The organism is Desulfurellaceae bacterium, assembly GCA_021296095.1.
Taxonomy (GTDB): Bacteria; Desulfobacterota; Binatia; order Bin18; family Bin18; genus JAAXHF01.
Genome location: JAGWBB010000035.1, coordinates 4,238 through 19,869 on the forward strand (window position 1 = coordinate 4,238; position 15,632 = coordinate 19,869).

Annotated in this window: 22 protein-coding genes; 8 read left to right on the forward strand and 14 right to left on the reverse strand. The window is 63.1% G+C overall.

The window, feature by feature from the left end:
* Positions 1-842, forward strand: an 842-nt coding sequence (locus J4F42_10170; GenBank protein ID MCE2485864.1) for an ABC transporter permease, incomplete at its 5' end; no start/stop codon positions are given.
* 1 nt (position 843) lies between these two features.
* Positions 844-1,668, forward strand: a complete 825-nt coding sequence (locus tag J4F42_10175; protein ID MCE2485865.1) for an ABC transporter permease — start codon at positions 844-846, stop codon at positions 1,666-1,668.
* A 223-nt stretch (positions 1,669-1,891) separates the two neighbouring features.
* Here J4F42_10175 and J4F42_10180 read toward each other — a convergent pair whose 3' ends face one another.
* The 10 genes from J4F42_10180 to J4F42_10225 all read right to left on the reverse strand — a co-directional run bounded on the left by J4F42_10180 (position 1,892) and on the right by J4F42_10225 (position 8,718).
* Positions 1,892-2,023 carry a Txe/YoeB family addiction module toxin gene (locus tag J4F42_10180; GenBank protein MCE2485866.1) on the reverse strand — a complete coding sequence of 44 codons (132 nt, stop codon included), beginning with the start codon at positions 2,021-2,023 and terminating at the stop codon, positions 1,892-1,894.
* Positions 2,024-2,045: 22 nt separating this feature from the next.
* Positions 2,046-2,297 carry a type II toxin-antitoxin system prevent-host-death family antitoxin gene (locus J4F42_10185; GenBank protein ID MCE2485867.1) on the reverse strand — a complete coding sequence of 84 codons (252 nt, stop codon included), beginning with the start codon at positions 2,295-2,297 and terminating at the stop codon, positions 2,046-2,048.
* A gap of 95 nt (positions 2,298-2,392) precedes the next feature.
* The gene (locus tag J4F42_10190; GenBank protein ID MCE2485868.1) at positions 2,393-2,710 is read right to left on the reverse strand and encodes a hypothetical protein; all 318 of its coding nucleotides are present in this window, start codon (positions 2,708-2,710) and stop codon (positions 2,393-2,395) included.
* Positions 2,711-2,756: 46 nt separating this feature from the next.
* Positions 2,757-3,095 (reverse strand): hypothetical protein, encoded by a 339-nt coding sequence (locus tag J4F42_10195; protein ID MCE2485869.1) that lies wholly within the window; start codon positions 3,093-3,095, stop codon positions 2,757-2,759.
* Positions 3,096-3,177: 82 nt separating this feature from the next.
* Positions 3,178-3,948, reverse strand: a complete 771-nt coding sequence (locus J4F42_10200) for a VOC family protein (GenBank protein ID MCE2485870.1) — start codon at positions 3,946-3,948, stop codon at positions 3,178-3,180.
* A 136-nt stretch (positions 3,949-4,084) separates the two neighbouring features.
* Entirely contained in the window at positions 4,085-5,776 is a 1,692-nt protein-coding gene (locus tag J4F42_10205; GenBank protein ID MCE2485871.1) for an amidohydrolase family protein, read from the reverse strand.
* Between the two features lie 59 nt (positions 5,777-5,835).
* A complete protein-coding gene (locus tag J4F42_10210; protein MCE2485872.1) occupies positions 5,836-6,579 on the reverse strand; it encodes an iron-containing redox enzyme family protein in 744 nt (247 codons plus the stop codon).
* A gap of 68 nt (positions 6,580-6,647) precedes the next feature.
* Complete coding sequence (locus J4F42_10215) at positions 6,648-7,043, reverse strand: Smr/MutS family protein (GenBank protein MCE2485873.1); 396 nt, start codon at positions 7,041-7,043, stop codon at positions 6,648-6,650.
* A complete protein-coding gene (locus tag J4F42_10220) occupies positions 7,040-7,702 on the reverse strand; it encodes a hypothetical protein (GenBank protein MCE2485874.1) in 663 nt (220 codons plus the stop codon). The genes J4F42_10215 and J4F42_10220 overlap by 4 nt, the downstream gene beginning before the upstream one ends.
* Positions 7,699-8,718, reverse strand: a complete 1,020-nt coding sequence (locus tag J4F42_10225; GenBank protein ID MCE2485875.1) for a hypothetical protein — start codon at positions 8,716-8,718, stop codon at positions 7,699-7,701. The genes J4F42_10220 and J4F42_10225 overlap by 4 nt, the downstream gene beginning before the upstream one ends.
* 235 nt (positions 8,719-8,953) lie before the next feature.
* Here J4F42_10225 and J4F42_10230 point away from each other — a divergent pair, with 235 nt between their 5' ends.
* The 3 genes from J4F42_10230 to J4F42_10240 are packed head-to-tail and all read left to right on the forward strand — an operon-like array spanning position 8,954 to position 10,782.
* Positions 8,954-9,526, forward strand: coding sequence for a ferritin-like domain-containing protein (locus J4F42_10230; GenBank protein ID MCE2485876.1), 573 nt, complete (start codon positions 8,954-8,956; stop codon positions 9,524-9,526).
* A 27-nt stretch (positions 9,527-9,553) separates the two neighbouring features.
* Positions 9,554-10,540 carry a lysophospholipid acyltransferase family protein gene (locus tag J4F42_10235; protein MCE2485877.1) on the forward strand — a complete coding sequence of 329 codons (987 nt, stop codon included), beginning with the start codon at positions 9,554-9,556 and terminating at the stop codon, positions 10,538-10,540.
* 35 nt (positions 10,541-10,575) lie between these two features.
* Positions 10,576-10,782 (forward strand): hypothetical protein, encoded by a 207-nt coding sequence (locus J4F42_10240; GenBank protein MCE2485878.1) that lies wholly within the window; start codon positions 10,576-10,578, stop codon positions 10,780-10,782.
* Positions 10,783-11,015: 233 nt separating this feature from the next.
* Here J4F42_10240 and J4F42_10245 read toward each other — a convergent pair whose 3' ends face one another.
* From J4F42_10245 to J4F42_10260, 4 genes are read right to left on the reverse strand one after another with little or no spacing between them, the layout of a single operon-like run.
* Positions 11,016-11,486 carry a dCMP deaminase family protein gene (locus tag J4F42_10245; GenBank protein ID MCE2485879.1) on the reverse strand — a complete coding sequence of 157 codons (471 nt, stop codon included), beginning with the start codon at positions 11,484-11,486 and terminating at the stop codon, positions 11,016-11,018.
* A complete protein-coding gene (locus tag J4F42_10250; GenBank protein ID MCE2485880.1) occupies positions 11,483-12,568 on the reverse strand; it encodes a site-2 protease family protein in 1,086 nt (361 codons plus the stop codon). The genes J4F42_10245 and J4F42_10250 overlap by 4 nt, the downstream gene beginning before the upstream one ends.
* Positions 12,569-12,620: 52 nt before the next feature.
* Positions 12,621-13,010, reverse strand: coding sequence for a PaaI family thioesterase (locus J4F42_10255; GenBank protein MCE2485881.1), 390 nt, complete (start codon positions 13,008-13,010; stop codon positions 12,621-12,623).
* A gap of 12 nt (positions 13,011-13,022) precedes the next feature.
* Positions 13,023-13,436 carry a hypothetical protein gene (locus J4F42_10260; GenBank protein ID MCE2485882.1) on the reverse strand — a complete coding sequence of 138 codons (414 nt, stop codon included), beginning with the start codon at positions 13,434-13,436 and terminating at the stop codon, positions 13,023-13,025.
* A 136-nt stretch (positions 13,437-13,572) separates the two neighbouring features.
* On the opposite strand from J4F42_10260, the gene J4F42_10265 reads away from it, so the two are divergent.
* The 3 genes from J4F42_10265 to J4F42_10275 are packed head-to-tail and all read left to right on the forward strand — an operon-like array spanning position 13,573 to position 15,607.
* On the forward strand, positions 13,573-14,199 hold the full coding sequence (locus tag J4F42_10265; GenBank protein ID MCE2485883.1) for a YihA family ribosome biogenesis GTP-binding protein: 627 nt from the start codon (positions 13,573-13,575) through the stop codon (positions 14,197-14,199).
* An 11-nt stretch (positions 14,200-14,210) separates the two neighbouring features.
* Positions 14,211-15,071, forward strand: coding sequence for a glycosyltransferase family 2 protein (locus tag J4F42_10270; GenBank protein ID MCE2485884.1), 861 nt, complete (start codon positions 14,211-14,213; stop codon positions 15,069-15,071).
* Between the two features lie 2 nt (positions 15,072-15,073).
* On the forward strand, positions 15,074-15,607 hold the full coding sequence (locus J4F42_10275) for a hypothetical protein (GenBank protein MCE2485885.1): 534 nt from the start codon (positions 15,074-15,076) through the stop codon (positions 15,605-15,607).
* Positions 15,608-15,632 lie beyond the last annotated feature (25 nt).

The following is a 15,632-nucleotide window of genomic DNA, read 5'->3' on the forward strand; positions in this document are numbered from 1 at the left end:
GTGACACGCTGATCGGCATCCACGCCGCGTGGGACGATGTGCAAACCTGGCACGCGATTCGCCAAGCCGGTCAGCGCTTCACCGCGCGCCACTATCTGCACGCTCTCGACCTGGAACGCCGAAGCGACGGCCGCATCGCCCTGCGGCCGGCCGAGTATCGCGTCTATGTGCCCCTCCTGTGGCGTACCCTGGTCGTGAGCCTGAGCCTGACCGGGCTGTGCCTGTTCCTCGGCTATCCGGTCGCCTATCTGATCGCCCACGCTCCGCCGCGCCGGGCGAATCTGTTGCTGCTGCTGGTGCTGGTTCCGTTCTGGACCTCCTTGCTGGTACGCACGACCGCCTGGATCGTGCTACTCCAGACCCAGGGGGTGCTCAACAGCACGCTCGTGGCGCTCGGCCTGATCGCTGACGACAGCCGCCTCGCCATGGTCTACAACATGACCGGCACGATGGTGGCCATGACCCACGTCCTGTTGCCCTTCATGGTACTCCCCCTGTACGCGGTCATGCGCACCATTCCGCGCTTGCACATGAGCGCCGCCGCCTCGCTGGGCGCAAGCCCGGTCCAGGCATTTCGGCGTGTCTACTGGCCCCAGACTCTGCCCGGCGTTGGCGCAGGCTCACTGCTCGTCTTCATCCTGGCGACCGGCTACTACATCACGCCTGCGCTGGTCGGCGGCCGCAGCGGCCAGCTCATCGCCAATATGATCGCCTATCACATGCAGAGTTCGCTGAACTGGGGGCTGGCCGCAGCGATCGGCGGCCTCCTCCTGGCCTTCGTGTTCGTCCTGTATCTGTTCTACAACCGTCTCGTCGGTCTGGATCGAATGAGGTTGGGCTGAGATGACACCGAGAGGAGCGTGGGGGCGCGCCGGCCGGATCGCCTACCTGACATTGTGTACCGGGGTGTTCGTGTTCCTGATCGCACCGATTGTGGTGATTGTGCCGCTCAGCTTCAACGCAGAACCCTATTTCACCTTTACCGAGGGGATGCTGCGCCTGGACGCCGGCGCCTATTCGCTGCGCTGGTACCAGACCGTCGTGGGCGACCATGAGTGGCTCCAAGCTCTGCTCAACAGCTTGTTCATCGGCCTGTCCGCCACAGCGCTGGCAACTGTCCTCGGCACGCTTGCGGCACTGGGACTGACGAGTCCCGCCCTGCCGGGTCGCGCCGTGATCACCGGTGTGTTGATCTCCCCGATGGTCACCCCGGTGATCATCTCGGCGGCGGGCATGTTTTTCTTCTACTCGAACCTGGGTCTCAGCTATACCTACCTGGGCCTCATCCTGGCCCACGCCACGCTGGGCACGCCGTTTGTCGTCATCACGGTAACCGCCACGCTGTCCGGTTTCGACACCATCCTGTATCGCGCGGCGGCCAGTCTGGGTGCGGGGCCGCTGCGGACTTTCCGACGCGTCGTGCTTCCGCTGATCGCTCCGGGCGTGATTTCCGGCGCCGTTTTCGCGTTCGCTACCTCGTTCGACGAAGTGGTGACGGTGCTGTTCATGGGCGGCCTGGACCAGCGCACGATTCCGCGTCAGATGTGGACCGGCATCCGCGAGCAGATCAGCCCGGCGATTCTCGCCGTGGCCAGCTTGCTCATCGTGTTCTCCCTGCTGTTCATGCTCACCGTCGAATGGCTGCGCCGGCGCGCAGAGGGGCCTTAGAGCATCGTCCGATCATTGACGGTCAGAGTCTGCTGCCACGCAGCCATTATGGCGCGCGGCCGGGGTGAACAAGGCGAGAGCCTGGGCGATGGCAGCCCATCCGCCAGGGGGCGGGCAGCTGGGCGCTACCAGTCGCCAGCTTTCGAGGACCGGGCGCCTTGGTCGAGGGATTTCGGTTTACTCTGTAGGGGAGCGGATCGCAGTTTTTCTCAGGGTAAGAAAGTCAATAGCGATAGCGGAGTTGGGCAAGGAACAGGGCGTCTTCTTCAAGCTTATAGACCATCCGATGCTCGTCAGTGATACGTCGTGACCAGTACCCAGACAGGCCGTGCTTGAAGGGCTCGGGTTTGCCAATACCGGCAAGGGGAAAATGAGTTTCACTCGCTCAGCTCTCGCTCCATGCCTCCGCCGGATTCAAGTTCTGCGACAGCTTCCAGGAGGCGGCGGGCATTCTTCGAGCTGCGTAACAGGTAGGCCGTTTCTTCAAGAGCCTGGTAGTCTTCGAGAGAGATCATCACGACTGAGCGCTTATTTTTCCGCGTGATGATAATCGGGGCATGATCGTCACAAACTTGCTCCATTGTTTGAGCCAGATGACTTCGAGCGTGGGTATACGTGAGAGCGTCCATGGCAGTATCTCCTCCATTCCACCTGTACAGATAGAGGTCCCTCCCCCCGTTCGTCGGCTTACGCTCCGCTAAGCCGACCTACAGGCTGTTCGTCACTATTCCTGGGGCTGCTGTGCCAGCCCGGCCGGCGGCAGCCCATTTTCTCCAACAGAACAGGCGGCAACCGGATACTGAGCGGTCAGCTGACGGCGCAGGGCTGTGGGAGCCGCAAAAGAATAGCCCCGAATGGCCCAGAAAGAGGTAGCCGGATACTCGCTGCGCGACGGCGAATAGGCCGACAGACAGGCAATCGGGATATCCGCACATTGGTCGTTGTTCACATCATAGCCAATCGGGCGGCCGCTCGTGTCAGACACCAGCCGAATGAGATAGGCGGCCCGGTCGTGTCGGTCAACAAACACATTGTTTGCCACCAGTCTCTCCAAGTCCGCCTTAACCGCCCCAACCGTAACCACCCCGTCAGCGAACGAATAGGTGCCCCAGATTGGTCAGAATTTCCTGCTTGGGCTTTGCGTAATCCCGGATGGTGTAGGGAACAATTGCGACCTGGGGGTGGGCCAGGATCATACCCACGATATCACCGTGATAGTAGGGCTCTCGGACCCAATCACGGTCCAGATCGATCTGGCCGTGTAGCCAGCGTGCGGTCTTTCTCTCCTCGGCGCTGGCAAAGACCTGATCGCCTGGATAAAACTCGTCAATCAAGGCCACCCGATAGCGGGCGTCTTCGGGCTGCAGGCTCCCGAATGTACACGACACGCCAAGCACGGCGGCCGTCAGCCAAGCGCCGATCCCCATAACCCCCTCCCAGCTGCGAGCCGATACGCCGGCACAGCGAACGATGCTCTCTTCCTGGTCAGGTGGTCATCATCGTTCACTGCTAGACCAGATTGAATCGCACCCCACACACCACGACCTGCTCATCGGACACGCGGCAGCCGCGCTCTCGGGCAAGCCGCAACAGCCGGGCACGGTCGGCAACCCGGAGGTCGAGTCCGGCCAAGCCCTCGCCACGGTCGTCGCCCATCTCAACAAAGCGGACACCGACATTGTCGAGCGACATCTCGGTTCGTCCCTGGGCGTCCTGGCGCAGGGGGAGTTCGGCGATACTGCTCCAGCGTTCGGCCAAAGACTGCGGGTCGGGCGATTGGAGTTCAACCGCAGCATAGCCGCTGATGATCTCGGTCCGCCTGTGGGCCGGCCAGTCGCCGCCGGCCGGTGCCCAGTGGCCCTCGGGCTCCATCTTGGCGTCCCAGTCGATTTCAAAAAACGCCCCGCCCGTGTCGGCCGGGTGGAGTTGCATGATATGGAAGCCCGGCTCTTCTTCTTCGAGCGCGATGCGTACCCCCAGCTCAGCCGCTCGGGCCTTGCGGGCCAGCTGCGTCTCATGGCTGTCGCACTGACAAATGACCATATAGCCCCCATCGCCGTTGCGGCGCTTGAGATAGCGGCCGGCGGCGGTATTGTCCTGAGTCGGGGCGACCACCTCCAAAAAGTTGTTGCCAACCGGAAACAGCGAGTTCTCCAGCCCAAAGACCTTTACGGCCGGATCAACAAAACACACCTCAAGACCAAAGATAGCCTTCAGGTCATCGACAACCGGAGCCAGCTTCTCCGCCACCAAACAGATTTGACGTAGACGTATCGCCATCGTTTTTCTCCTTCAGGGGTGAGTGGGCGGGCAGAAAAGAGGGGGGGGTATGGGGGCCCGAGCTAAACAAGGTAGATGACCAATCGACGAGAAGAGATCATCGTCCACCTTGCAGGACCCCCGGGTTGGTGGGCGATCAGCGATCGTAGCTCCGCAGCACCTGGCCCGGCATGCCACCCTGATACTCGTTGTCCTGGTACAGGATGTGGCCGCCCACGATCGTGTTCTTAATGCCTCTGGACTTGGCGATGAAACGTTTGCCGCCGCCCGGCAGATCCCACACATACTCAGGATCGACCGCATCAACCGTACCCAGATCAAAAACGGTCAGATCGGCCGCCATACCCGGAGCAATCCGGCCCCGTTTGGGAATCCCGAACAGGTCGGCCGGGACCGAGGTCAGCTTACGCACACCCTCTTCCAGGCTCAGCACCTGATGCTTGCGCACCCAGGTCCCGAGCAGATAGGTCGCATAGCCGGCATCGCACAACATATCAACGTGCGCCCCGCCGTCGGACAGACCGATCATGAACCGATCATCGCTGACCAGATTCTTGACCCCTTCGGGCTCGAAATTGAACGCCTGCAAGTCAAACAGGAGTTCCAGCTCGTCGGCGACCGTCAGATCCAGGAAGGCATCGACCGGGTCCTTGCCCTGATCGCGGGCGATCTCGGCCACCGTCTTTTTGCTGGCTACATGCGCCTGCACGGCCTCGCTCTTGGCGTCGATAATCGTCATCCGGCCCCACTGGCCGGCAAAAATACGCCGCCGGTTCATCTCATCCCGGAAGGCGTCGCGGAAGCCGGGGTCGGCGTACATCCGCATCTGCTCCTCGACGCTCTTGTTGAACACCTGGTGCCAGGACGAGAAGATGGCGAACAGAAATGGATTCTTCATGTTGAACTGGACCCGCAGCGGACGGCAGGTCACCTGGGGCACGGCTTTGTCCCAGGCCAGGATGGGTTTGACCTTTTCGACCGCGTTCAGGTAGGACTCGGGCTTACCCGGCTTGTTGAACAGGGCCAGGAAGGTCACCGGCCGTTGGCTCTCATCGACCAGGAACTTCAGCAGGTCGTACTCGTCGTCAGACACCTGGCCGACGTTGGTCCCGGTCAGGGCAATTTCAATCGTCCCCCGACCCTCTTCCTGCATCACCTGACACAGGGCGCTGAGTTCGTCGCGGCTGGCGTTCCGGCAGGCCAGCGGTCGGCCCTCAAAACCGATATGATTGTTCAGAATCGTGGTCGTCAGCCCGAACGCCCCGGCCTGCATAGCGTCTCGGAACAGCCGCTGCATGTCGGCGATTTCGTCGGCCGTGGCCGCCCGCTCAAACGACTCTTCGCCGATCGCGTAGTGCCGGATCGGCGTCAGCGCGGCCAGCGAGGCAACGTTGATGCCCAAGCCGCGTTTTTGGAGTGCGGCCAGGTACTCGGCGTGGGATTCCCACTGCCAGTCAATGCCCTTTTCCATGACTTCATACGGGATGGCTTCCACGTTGACCAAGTCCCACATGACGATATCGCGCGACTTGGGGCGCACCGGGGCCACGCCCACCCCGCAGTTGCCCATCACCACGCTGGTAATGCCGTGCCAGGACGTGCAGGTCAGCAGCGGGTCCCAGGCGACCTGGGCGTCGTAGTGGGTATGGGGGTCGATAAAACCGGGCGACAGCACCAGGCCGTCGGCGTTGATTTTCTTGTGGGCAGCCTCGCCCGTGCTCTTGCCCACCGCAGCGATCAGGCCGTCTTTGACCGCCACGCTGCCGTGAAAACTCGGCCGGCCCGTTCCGTCAACAATCCGGGCGTTGTCAATAATGAGATCGTACATGAAGCCTCCTGTTTCTTGGCGGGCGCTCACCTGCCCACCCAAAGATGTGTCGTATTAGCTCAGTGGCCGAGGTCAACTTGTACACCCGCATCGAGTCCCATGGCAACCCGATAGCCGCCCTCCTGGGCGGCGGTGAACTTCTCACACCAGGTGCGAATGCTGTCCCGGATCTTGCGCTGTTTGTCCTCGCTGTCGGCATACTCGCTGACCATCTCAAAGACCGGCTCGCCGTGGGCTTCGGCCTCGCCGATATGGGCGTAGAAAAACCCCAGGTCGTCCTTTGTCAGGCCGTACTTTTCGCGCAGGGCTCTGACCAGCCCCTTCATTGAGCTGTCGCTGCGCGTCTCACCGCCGATCGACATCGCGGCCAGGGTGACCAGACCGTACTCCTGGCGGCCCAGCTCAATCACCCAGTCCACATACTCGACCGCTTCTTTGGCCACGGTCGGGTGCATCAGCTCCTCATCGCTGGCGCCCAGGGCTTTGGCCAGCCGCATGGACAGCATCCAGTGCGCGTCCTCCCCCCGGCCCATGACCGTTTCTTCGTCGATCAGGTTCTCGACAATATGGCGTCGGATGCGCTGGTCCATCGGACCCAGGCCGGTATTCATGAAAATCCCGCCAAAAGCCCGGATGTGCTGGCCGGTGACGTAGAACAGATTCAGGGCCCAGCTCTTGAGCTGGTGTCGGGACAGCTTCCCGTCGATCAGCCCCTGATAAAAGCTGGGACCCAGCAGCGGCTTCTGGTCCTCGTGTTGAATATACGAACGGAGATTGCTGACAAAAACTTCGGTCGTTTCCATGGCGCTCCCTCCTTGCGCTTTTCCCCGTATCTAGCCTGGCAGGCGTCACAAAGGCAAGGGGAAACCCGTCAGGTCCGATGCTGGTCTGTGGGTTTGAGCCGGACCACGGTCGCGCCCCAGCCCCCGGCCTGGGGCGGGGCGTCGTGAAACTCCTCGACATACGGCAGGCGCGCCAACAGCGCCCGAATACTGTTGCGCTGCACGCCTTTGCCCTTGCCATGAATGAGCCGCACCGGGCTGAGCCCGGCCTGACAACAGGCCAGCAGGTATTCCTCGACAACGCTGCGTATCTCCTGGGGCGCAAACGGGTGCAGATCAATCACGTCTTCGAGCGGCACGACGAGCGGCTCGTCCGGCTCAGACCAGGCCGGCTCTTGCTCGTCCTCAGCCGACGCAGCGGCGGGCTCTGCGCGTGGCGCGGGACTACGCAGCGCCCGCCAGACCCGGCGGAGGGTTTTGATCACCGTTCGGCCTCGCTCGGCGCGTCCTGTCGCCCCTCTTCCTCGGCCCGGAGCACCATTTGGACATTCCAGCGGACCTCTTCTTCCTTGAAGAACAGCGAGCCTTTGGTCTTACGCGACAACACGCGGCTGAGGTCTGTATACTGGGTTTGCGCCGTCTTAAGCAGGAACGGCACCACACCGCGTGAGCCAGCGGGCAACTCCTCATAGATGATGGCCAGGATATACTGGTGCTCCAGCAGCGCGGTCGCCGCTGTTGCGGCCAGTTCCTGCGTGTCTGGGGCTTGGGGATCGAGACCGGCAATCAGCCTGCCGGCGCGGTCCATATAGTCCTGGTAGCGGTCGGCCGCGACTTTTGCTGCAGCCGCATTTTCGGCCTCGACCATCGCCTCGACCTCGGCCAGCTTTTCCCGGGCAAAGCTCAGGTACAGCGGGGTCTGGCCGGCGGCGTCCCCGGCCCGCCACAGCTGGCTCTCCTCTTCCCAGCTGTCAAACGTGTACCACGCGCTGTCGGGTGTCTCACCGGGCTCAGGCAGCCATTCGATATTGCCAAAGCTGCTCATGAAGCCGTGGCCGGCCCAGGCTGCGGCCGCCATCAGCCACAGCCCACCTGTCAGCCACAGGCGGGTTGGCCGCCGTTTGACGCCCCCCCTATGCTTCACGAATCGGCTCCGTCCAGCGCAACAATGGACTCGATGCGGGTATCTCGGCCCTCGGCGTAGTCCACCACCCGGACGATGAAATCCGCCACCAGACGTTCTCCGCCGGGCGCGGTCTCAAAAAAGAGCTTGTACAAGCCCGCAGTCGGAAAGACGTGGTGGACCGGAAGTTCGGGCCCGGTGTACACTTGGCTGGCCGGTCCGCTCATCAGCTCGACCATCATCCGATTCATGCGGGCGGCCATCTCGGCGGTGTGGCCGGGGTCGTCTGCCATCGTTCTCATGCTGTTCATCAGGGCTGCCATCCGGGGCGTATAGGTATGTTGATGGCCGAAGTGCTCCCCGTCCTGCCGCCAGCTGGCCATATGCACCTCGGTTCCCAGATACAGCCCCAGGTCGGTCACCGGTGTCCCGTCGCGGCTGAAGACACACACCAACTCCACCTCGTGGCCGGCAACCGGTGGATCGGGCGAGCTGCGCAGGCTGACCCGATACGGGCCAAAGGCTTTGTCCCGGCTCAGGTCCGGCTCGTCGCCCGCTGCGTCTTCAGGGGCGCCGGCGCCGCTCACCGGAACACGAAACTGCTTCAGCCAACTCCTGTCCTTATGGGTGAATTCGCTCACGATCATGTACTCCCCGGCTGTGGGAAATACGTGCGGGAAGTGGAAGCTGGCCGCGCGCAGGTCCTGGTCGGTCAGGGGAAAAAAATCTTCGTGGTGGGTGTGGGCGAACACGCGCAGATCGTGGCTGACGATAAACGTATGCAGGGCTCGCTCATGCAGGATTTGCAGCGGGCTGAGCGCCTGCCCTCCGGCCGCGTCCAACAGGCGAAAACGCAGCTGCGTCTCCTGACCGGCGCGCGGCGCAGCCGGCTCAAGCGTCAGCTCCAGATGGTAGGGGCGGGCGGGTTGGCCGACCAGCACCCGGGCGTCCTGCCGCTCGCAGCCGAGCAGCCCGACCATCAGCCCGACCACCAGCCACCAACTCTTGCCCGTGCGTCTCGGCCTCACGTCGTCCACGGCCCCATTTTCCAGGTGTCGGCCGAGCTTGCAGCCCCCGACCACAGCCTGATATCGTGCGGTGTCTGCATGGCAAAGAAAAAACAGCAGTATTTGCCAATGTTTAGACGCATGAGTCAAGAGCCGAGGTCATTGCTTTTGTCTGACGCTTGCTCTATACCGAAGAACACCCCTGGCTGGAGCATAGACTCTAGATGCCAGGCTGCACGTAGCGGAGGATACAAGAGTGACGCCAGTGGATCCGCGAATGATTCATCTGTTCAGCTATTACCGTGACGCCGAGCTGCGCGGTGCGAGCCTGCTGCTCAAGCTAATCATGCGCGTTGACGATCCCGAGACCCAGACCAAGCTGTCCCTGCACCTGGCCGACGAAACGCGCCACGTGTGGCTGTGGACCAAGCATATTGCCGACCTGGGGTGTACCCCGGTGCCGATTGACGACGGCTATCAGACACGGATCGGCCGGTCGGTCGGTATTCCCAAGAGCCTGGTTGACCTGTTTGCCCTCACGGTTGTCGTGGAAGAGCGGGCGCAACAGCGCTATATCAAACATGCCCAGCGGCCGGATGTCGATCCGCAAACCCTGCACATCCTCCACGAAGTGACCAAGGACGAGAAGTGGCATATCGGCTGGATCAAGGGCAAGCTCAACGAACTGGCGGCGGCCAACGGCGGACCGGAAAAGGCGCTGGCCACCCTCGAGCGCTACCGGGCCATCGACCGTGAGGTGTTTGCCGACCTCGAGGCCAAAGAGCGCGAAGCCTTCGGCTTTTCTTTCTCCGACAATGTGGCTCATCCTCTCCCCTGATCCAAACGGGTAGGATGAACCCCATTGATGCCCCCTCCGATGCCCCACGCCCACGCCCCTGAACGCAAGAAAAAGATCATCCGCCCCGCCCGTCAAAAGAACCGGCTGCTGGCGCGCTGCGAGCACGGCCTGTTCCGGGCCGTCTTCTTCTTTTTTCAAAAGCTGCCGTTCCCCCTCGCCTTCCGCCTAGGCGAGAACATCGGGCGGCTGCTGTACTGGCTGGACCAGCCCCACCGACGGATCGGGCTGACCAACCTGGCCCTGGCCTTCCCCGACAAGAAGACGGCTGAGCGGACCCGGATTCTGCGCGACAGCTGGCTCAACCTCGGGCGCTTGATCGCGGAATTCTGCCACCTCCACACCCTCACCCCGGATAATATCGCCGAGCGCGTTCGCTTTGCCGACCGCGACCAGTGGCACGGTCTGGTCGAAAAATACCGCCACACCGGCGCACTCATCCTGACCGGGCATTTCGGCAACTGGGAACTCCTGGCCCATGCCCACGCCTGTTACGGCTTCCCGGTGCACATTATCCATCGGCGGCTGCGCAACCCGTTGGTGGATGATCTGATCGTGGCCCAGCGTCGCCTCAGCGGCAATGCCGTCATTCGGAAAACAACCGCCGGGATGGAAGTCTTTCGCGCCATTCGTAACAAAGGGGTCGTGGTGGCGGCCGTCGATCAGAACGCCTCCGGACGGATGGGCGTCTTCGTGCCCTTTTTCGGCCATCAGGCTTCGACCTCGACCGGCCTGGCCGGTCTGGCCCTGGCCACCAACGTGCCGGTCATCCCGGCCTTTCTGATCCGCGAGCAGGGCTCCTGGCGACATCGGGTCGTCATCCTGCCGCCGGTCGAGCCCATCCGTACCGGCGACCAGGCGGCCGACCTGGAGGCCACCACGGCAAAATTTACCGCCGTGTTTCAACGTATCGTCGAACAGCACCCCGACCACTGGCTGTGGATCCATAAGCGCTGGAAACGCCGACCGCCGGGCGAAGCGTCGCTCTACTCTTGACCAGGCGGGCTGGGCTGATGATAAGGATTGTCACCATGTCAATACTCCGTCGCGTGTTCCGTCGTTCTCTGGCGCCGCTCGGCGCATGTGCCCGGGGAATCAGCGTCCTGGACGTCCTCCTCGCCGTACTGGTCCTGACCGTCGTGCTGTTAGCCGCCGCCAACCAGTTCGGCCGCTACGAACAGGCGGCCGCCCCAGCCGCCTCCGAGCAATCCGCCGACCCGACTGCGGCCGAGCAGTAACCGGCTTAGAGCAAATTACGATCCTGTGTCGCCGCCTGTCATTCCTGCGCAAGCAGGAAGCTAGGCCCGCAGCCCCGGACAAGCCCTTCGACTTCGCTTCACTACGCTCAGGGCGAACGGGAGGCCGTTCATGCTGAGCGTCGCCCGGCAGGGCGGAGTCGAAGCAGGGAGGCCGGATTACATCCGGCATGACGAGAGCGGAACGGCCCGGCTACAGCCTAACGTAAAACGCGCTAGTGTTTCTCGGCGGGCACGGACCCGATCTGGAGAAGCTGAATGTCCGAGCCTGCGAGCAGCTGGCGGACCGTCTCCAATTTGTAGGCCCGGTCGTAGAACACCCGCCTGATGCCGGTGTTGATCAAGACCTTGAGACAGTGGATGCACGGGGTATGGGTGACATACATATCCGCGTCCCGAATGCTGACCCCGTTCTTGGCCGCCTGGGCGATGGCGTTGATCTCGGCATGAATCGTCCGGTAGCAGTTCTCTTCGACCCGTCCGTCCGGAGTGCGCGACTCATAGATCAGACAGCCGACCTCTGTGCAGTGGGGCAAACCCGACGGTGCGCCGTTATAGCCGGAGGCCAGAATGCTGCGTTCGCGGACGATCACCGCCCCGACCTTGGCCCGGCTACACGTCGAGCGTTCCGCAACCTGGCGGGTGATATTGAGAAAATAATGATCCCACGACAGCCGTTCGCTCATGGTCGGTACACGAACCGTAGCCCGGCGGGTCGGGGCCGGACGGCACCGTCCGGCTCAGCCACAGCGGCCGTGATGGAGGAGTCGTGATTGGTCAGCGTGCCGGGCTGCGCCACCTGGTAGGCAATCGGCGTCACCTCTCCGCTGGGAAGCGGCTCCGGTTCGACAATACGCAGCGGCACCGGCATGAAGGTCAGCCCGAACAGACCGACCGTACACCAGGCATAGATTTTGCGGCGTACATCGAGTGACGACAACACATCGCGGGTCGGAGGATGGTTGATGCCCAGGAAAAAAAGCAACACCAGCCACACAAACCAGCCAAACCAGTACTGGTAGCCCAGCACAAAAATGACGACCAGGAAGGCCCGCGCAATCCAGCGATGGCCGTGACCGAACAGCGAGTACATGACATGGCCGCCGTCCAGCTGACCAACCGGTAGCAGATTGAGACAGGTGACGAACAGACCAAACCAGCCGGCCAAGGCCACCGGATGCAGAATCACGCTCATCCGCTCGGCCTCGCCGCCGAGGACGAGGTGGGTCAGGGCCGAGAACAGCAGCGAATCGCCCAGAATCACCCCACCCTCAAAGGGAGACAGGGGACGCACCTCGGACAACGACAGGCCGATCACGACCGCCGGAATCGCCACACACACCCCGGCCCACGGACCGGCCGCCCCCACATCGAACAGCGCCCGTCGATCAAGTGGGGGGGATTTCATGCGAATAAAGGCGCCAAAGGTGCCGATTGGAAACAGATACGGCGGCGCCGGCAAAAAATACGGCAGGCTCGCCCACACGCCGTGGAAACGGGCAAAGCAGTAATGACCCATCTCGTGACACAGCAGAATGGACATCAGGGTCAGGGCAAAGGGCAGGCCCAGCACAATGGCCCAGGGGTCAACAAGCGGGTCCATGCCGCGCTGAAAGGCGCCGGCAAAGGTCGTGGTGGCCAGGGTTGTGACAAACAGCAGGAGGGGCAGGAGCGGCAGCCGTTGCTGGGGAATGGGCTGGGCTGGAAGCGGCAGCGGTTCCGCGAGCGGAGGCTGAGGGCGCCAGTTGCCCGGAAGCGGTAGTGCCATCGCGTATATCTAACCCAAAGCCCGCAGCTTGGAAAGAGCGGGACTCAGGGGCTTAGCCATAGCCCAGCTTATACGTCAGCAGGCCCTTGGCGACCGGCTGGCCGCGCGCGTCGGTGACATCAATATCGACAAACACCAGGCTGCGGCCTCGACGGATGACCCGCGCCTCGGCAAACACGTCAACGGCCTGGGCCGCAGCCATGAAGCTGACGCTCAGATTGGCCGTTGCCCCCCGGCTCGGCGCGTCGGTGACGTTTGACCAGGCGGCGACCACCCCGGCGCTGTCGATCAGGGTCGCAAGGGCGCCGCCGTGGACCGTCTCTCCCGCCGTCCGCACGGCGGGCCGGAACGGCAGACACATGCGACAAAAGTCGGGGCGGACCTCGTCTATCCGCAATCCAAGCAGGATGGCAAAAGGATCGGTCAGCTGCGGGGCCTCCATTCCCGGGCCCCCTCACCGTGAACGGGACGCCGGAAATGTGATCTTGAACGGCTGCTCCGCCGGCTCGGGCTGCGGTTCAAGCTGCCGCTGCTGCTGGGGGGACGGAACACCGCTCGGAACCGGGGCCGGGTCGTGGAAAAAAGCCAGCGAAATCACCGCGTAGACGAGACACCCGAGAGCAATAAACGGCATCCGGTCGTTAAACTGGATCGGACCGATGTCGATATCTTTCTTGCCCTGGACTTTGCGCAGCAGGAAGACGACCGGTATGGTGATGGCCAGCGTAACAAGGACCGGATACAGCATGAACGAGGCCGGCGTGCGTGCCGCCCCGGCGTCGATATACGGTTTGAGGCGCAGCCCCGAAACAACCGCGGCGGCGAGAACGGACACGGCGGTGACCAACAGTCCGGAGAATTGATTCATGGCAGACACTCATCCTGTGGCATTGTGCTCCTCAGTAGCGCAAAAGCGGAGGGGAAGGAAGGGGGAAGCGCAGCGCCGCTGGTGAAACCCGGCCGGACTTGCACGGGCCGGTCAAGCCGGCTAAGCCCAACACCACATGAAAGTCTCAGGCGTTGAATTCGCCGGGGCGGCGGCCAGACCGGGCCAGAGTCCGGTGCTGCCCTACCCCGAGATTGCGTTTGCCGGTCGCTCCAACGTCGGTAAATCCTCGCTGATCAACCGCCTGCTCAACCACAAGATTGCCCGCACCAGCAGTACCCCGGGCCGGACCCAGCAGCTGAACTTCTTTGTCGTCAACCGCGCCCTGACCTTTGTCGATCTGCCCGGCTATGGCTATGCCAGGGTATCCAAGAAAGACCGCCGCGCATGGCAGCTGCTGATTGAGGACTATCTGGCCCATGCCGCCAATCTGTGCGGGGTGGTCATCATCGTCGACGTGCGGCGCGGCCCGGAGGACGAAGAGTACGCCCTGTGTGAGTTCCTGGCCCATCACGGTCGGCCCTTTGTAGTCGTGGCGACCAAGTGTGACAAACTCAAACGCTCCCAGCGTGAGCGCCAGCGTCAGGCCCTGGGCAAACGGCTCAAGGGCTATCCGCCGCTCCTGTTTTCGGCCCAGGACGGCACCGGCAAAGACGAGCTGTGGGCCGCCCTGGAGGCGTTTGCCGACACTGGGGATGCTGATGACCGCCTCATCAAGAAGAGACCAGCGTCCACGGGCCGCTGAGAAGTATCGCCATGCCCAGCGTGTCGGTCATCATTCCCACCCATAACCGGCGGGACTGGGTGCGGGAGGCCATCGCCTCGGTCGCGGCCCAAACCTGCCGGGACTTTGAGTTGATCGTGGTCGATGACGGCTCGGATGACGGGACCGGGGTGCTGGTAGACGAATTCTCGCCGGTGTGTCCGCGTCTGCGCTACGTCTATCAGGCCAACCGGGGCGTGTCGGTCGCGCGCAACGCCGGCGTCACCCTCAGCAGCGGCCCCTACCTGGCCTTCCTGGATTCGGACGACGTGTGGCAACCGTCCAAGCTGGCGCGCCAGCTGGCCTTCTTTGAGGCCCATCCCCAGGCGTCCATCTGCCAGACCGAGGAAATCTGGCTGCGCCGCAGCGTCCGGGTCAATCCACACGCCAAGCACCGCAAGACGGGCGGCGATATTTTCGCCCGCAGCCTGGAGCGGTGTCTGGTCAGCCCCTCGGCCGTGATGCTGCGCCGCGCGCTGTTTGACCGGGTCGGCGGCTTCGATCCGCAGCTGCCGGCGTGTGAGGACTACGACCTGTGGCTGCGGATTGGAGCGACCGAGCCCATCCATCTGCTCGACACGGCCCTGGTCATCAAGCGCGGCGGGCACCCGGACCAGCTCTCCCGACGTTTCTGGGGCATGGACCGGTTCCGGGTGCGGTCCTTGCAAAAACTGCTCGACTCCGGCGTCCTGTCACCGGAACAGCGGCGGCTGACGGTCGCGGTGTTACACAAAAAGTGTACGGTCCTGGCCCGTGGCGCCAGAAAACGCGGCCGGACCGGAGCCGCGTACCTGCGGCTGGCCGCACATTATGCGGACGGCGCGTCAGCAGACGCCGAACAGGAGTCCCGCTAGGCATGCCAAGCACGCTTCCCGCTGTTGGCCTCTACGCCGAGCAAAAACGCCTGAGCCAGGCCACGCTGGCCCGCTGGCGATCCTGGCCGACGACCGATCAACAGGCCCTGCTGACGGTGGCGCAGGAACTCCGGCTGGGCGAGAATCATCTGCGAGACTTTCTGGACTGGCTGGAAGAGATCGTGCTGCGTGACGGGGGGAGTATTGCCGCAGTCTTGCAGCAGCCGGCCGTCCGACGCGCCCTCAAGCTCGGGCGCTCCCGAAACGATAAGCTGAAGGCGGTCAAGGACGCGCTGCGCAGGCTGCGCTACCCGGAGATCGCCCGCCTGGAACACGAGTTGCAGACCTGCGTCAAAGCGCTCGCCCTCGGCCCTCAGGTCCGGGTCGCCTTTCCGCCCGCCTTTGAGGGTGACGAGGTAACGCTCGAAGTCCGGGTCAAGAGCGCGAAAGACCTCGACGCCGTCGTGTCTCGCATCCGGCAGCGCCTCACCGACGGGACATTTCAGCGTCTGTTCGAGCTGCTCGACGAAGCCTGAGGCGTTTGACGTTTCCGGTCCGACG

Bases quoted from the DNA above. Each gene is read 5' to 3' on its own strand.
- J4F42_10175 (MCE2485865.1), top strand. From the start codon at position 844: ATGACACCGAGAGGAGCGTGGGGGCGCGCCGGCCGGATCGCCTACCTG.
- J4F42_10185 (MCE2485867.1), bottom strand. From the start codon at position 2,297: ATGGACGCTCTCACGTATACCCACGCTCGAAGTCATCTGGCTCAAACA.
- J4F42_10195 (MCE2485869.1), bottom strand. From the start codon at position 3,095: ATGGGGATCGGCGCTTGGCTGACGGCCGCCGTGCTTGGCGTGTCGTGT.
- J4F42_10200 (MCE2485870.1), bottom strand. From the start codon at position 3,948: ATGGCGATACGTCTACGTCAAATCTGTTTGGTGGCGGAGAAGCTGGCT.
- J4F42_10205 (MCE2485871.1), bottom strand. From the start codon at position 5,776: ATGTACGATCTCATTATTGACAACGCCCGGATTGTTGACGGAACGGGC.
- J4F42_10210 (MCE2485872.1), bottom strand. From the start codon at position 6,579: ATGGAAACGACCGAAGTTTTTGTCAGCAATCTCCGTTCGTATATTCAA.
- J4F42_10235 (MCE2485877.1), top strand. From the start codon at position 9,554: ATGCCCCCTCCGATGCCCCACGCCCACGCCCCTGAACGCAAGAAAAAG.
- J4F42_10240 (MCE2485878.1), top strand. From the start codon at position 10,576: ATGTCAATACTCCGTCGCGTGTTCCGTCGTTCTCTGGCGCCGCTCGGC.
- J4F42_10245 (MCE2485879.1), bottom strand. From the start codon at position 11,486: ATGAGCGAACGGCTGTCGTGGGATCATTATTTTCTCAATATCACCCGC.
- J4F42_10250 (MCE2485880.1), bottom strand. From the start codon at position 12,568: ATGGCACTACCGCTTCCGGGCAACTGGCGCCCTCAGCCTCCGCTCGCG.
- J4F42_10255 (MCE2485881.1), bottom strand. From the start codon at position 13,010: ATGGAGGCCCCGCAGCTGACCGATCCTTTTGCCATCCTGCTTGGATTG.
- J4F42_10260 (MCE2485882.1), bottom strand. From the start codon at position 13,436: ATGAATCAATTCTCCGGACTGTTGGTCACCGCCGTGTCCGTTCTCGCC.
- J4F42_10265 (MCE2485883.1), top strand. From the start codon at position 13,573: ATGAAAGTCTCAGGCGTTGAATTCGCCGGGGCGGCGGCCAGACCGGGC.
- J4F42_10270 (MCE2485884.1), top strand. From the start codon at position 14,211: ATGCCCAGCGTGTCGGTCATCATTCCCACCCATAACCGGCGGGACTGG.
- J4F42_10275 (MCE2485885.1), top strand. From the start codon at position 15,074: ATGCCAAGCACGCTTCCCGCTGTTGGCCTCTACGCCGAGCAAAAACGC.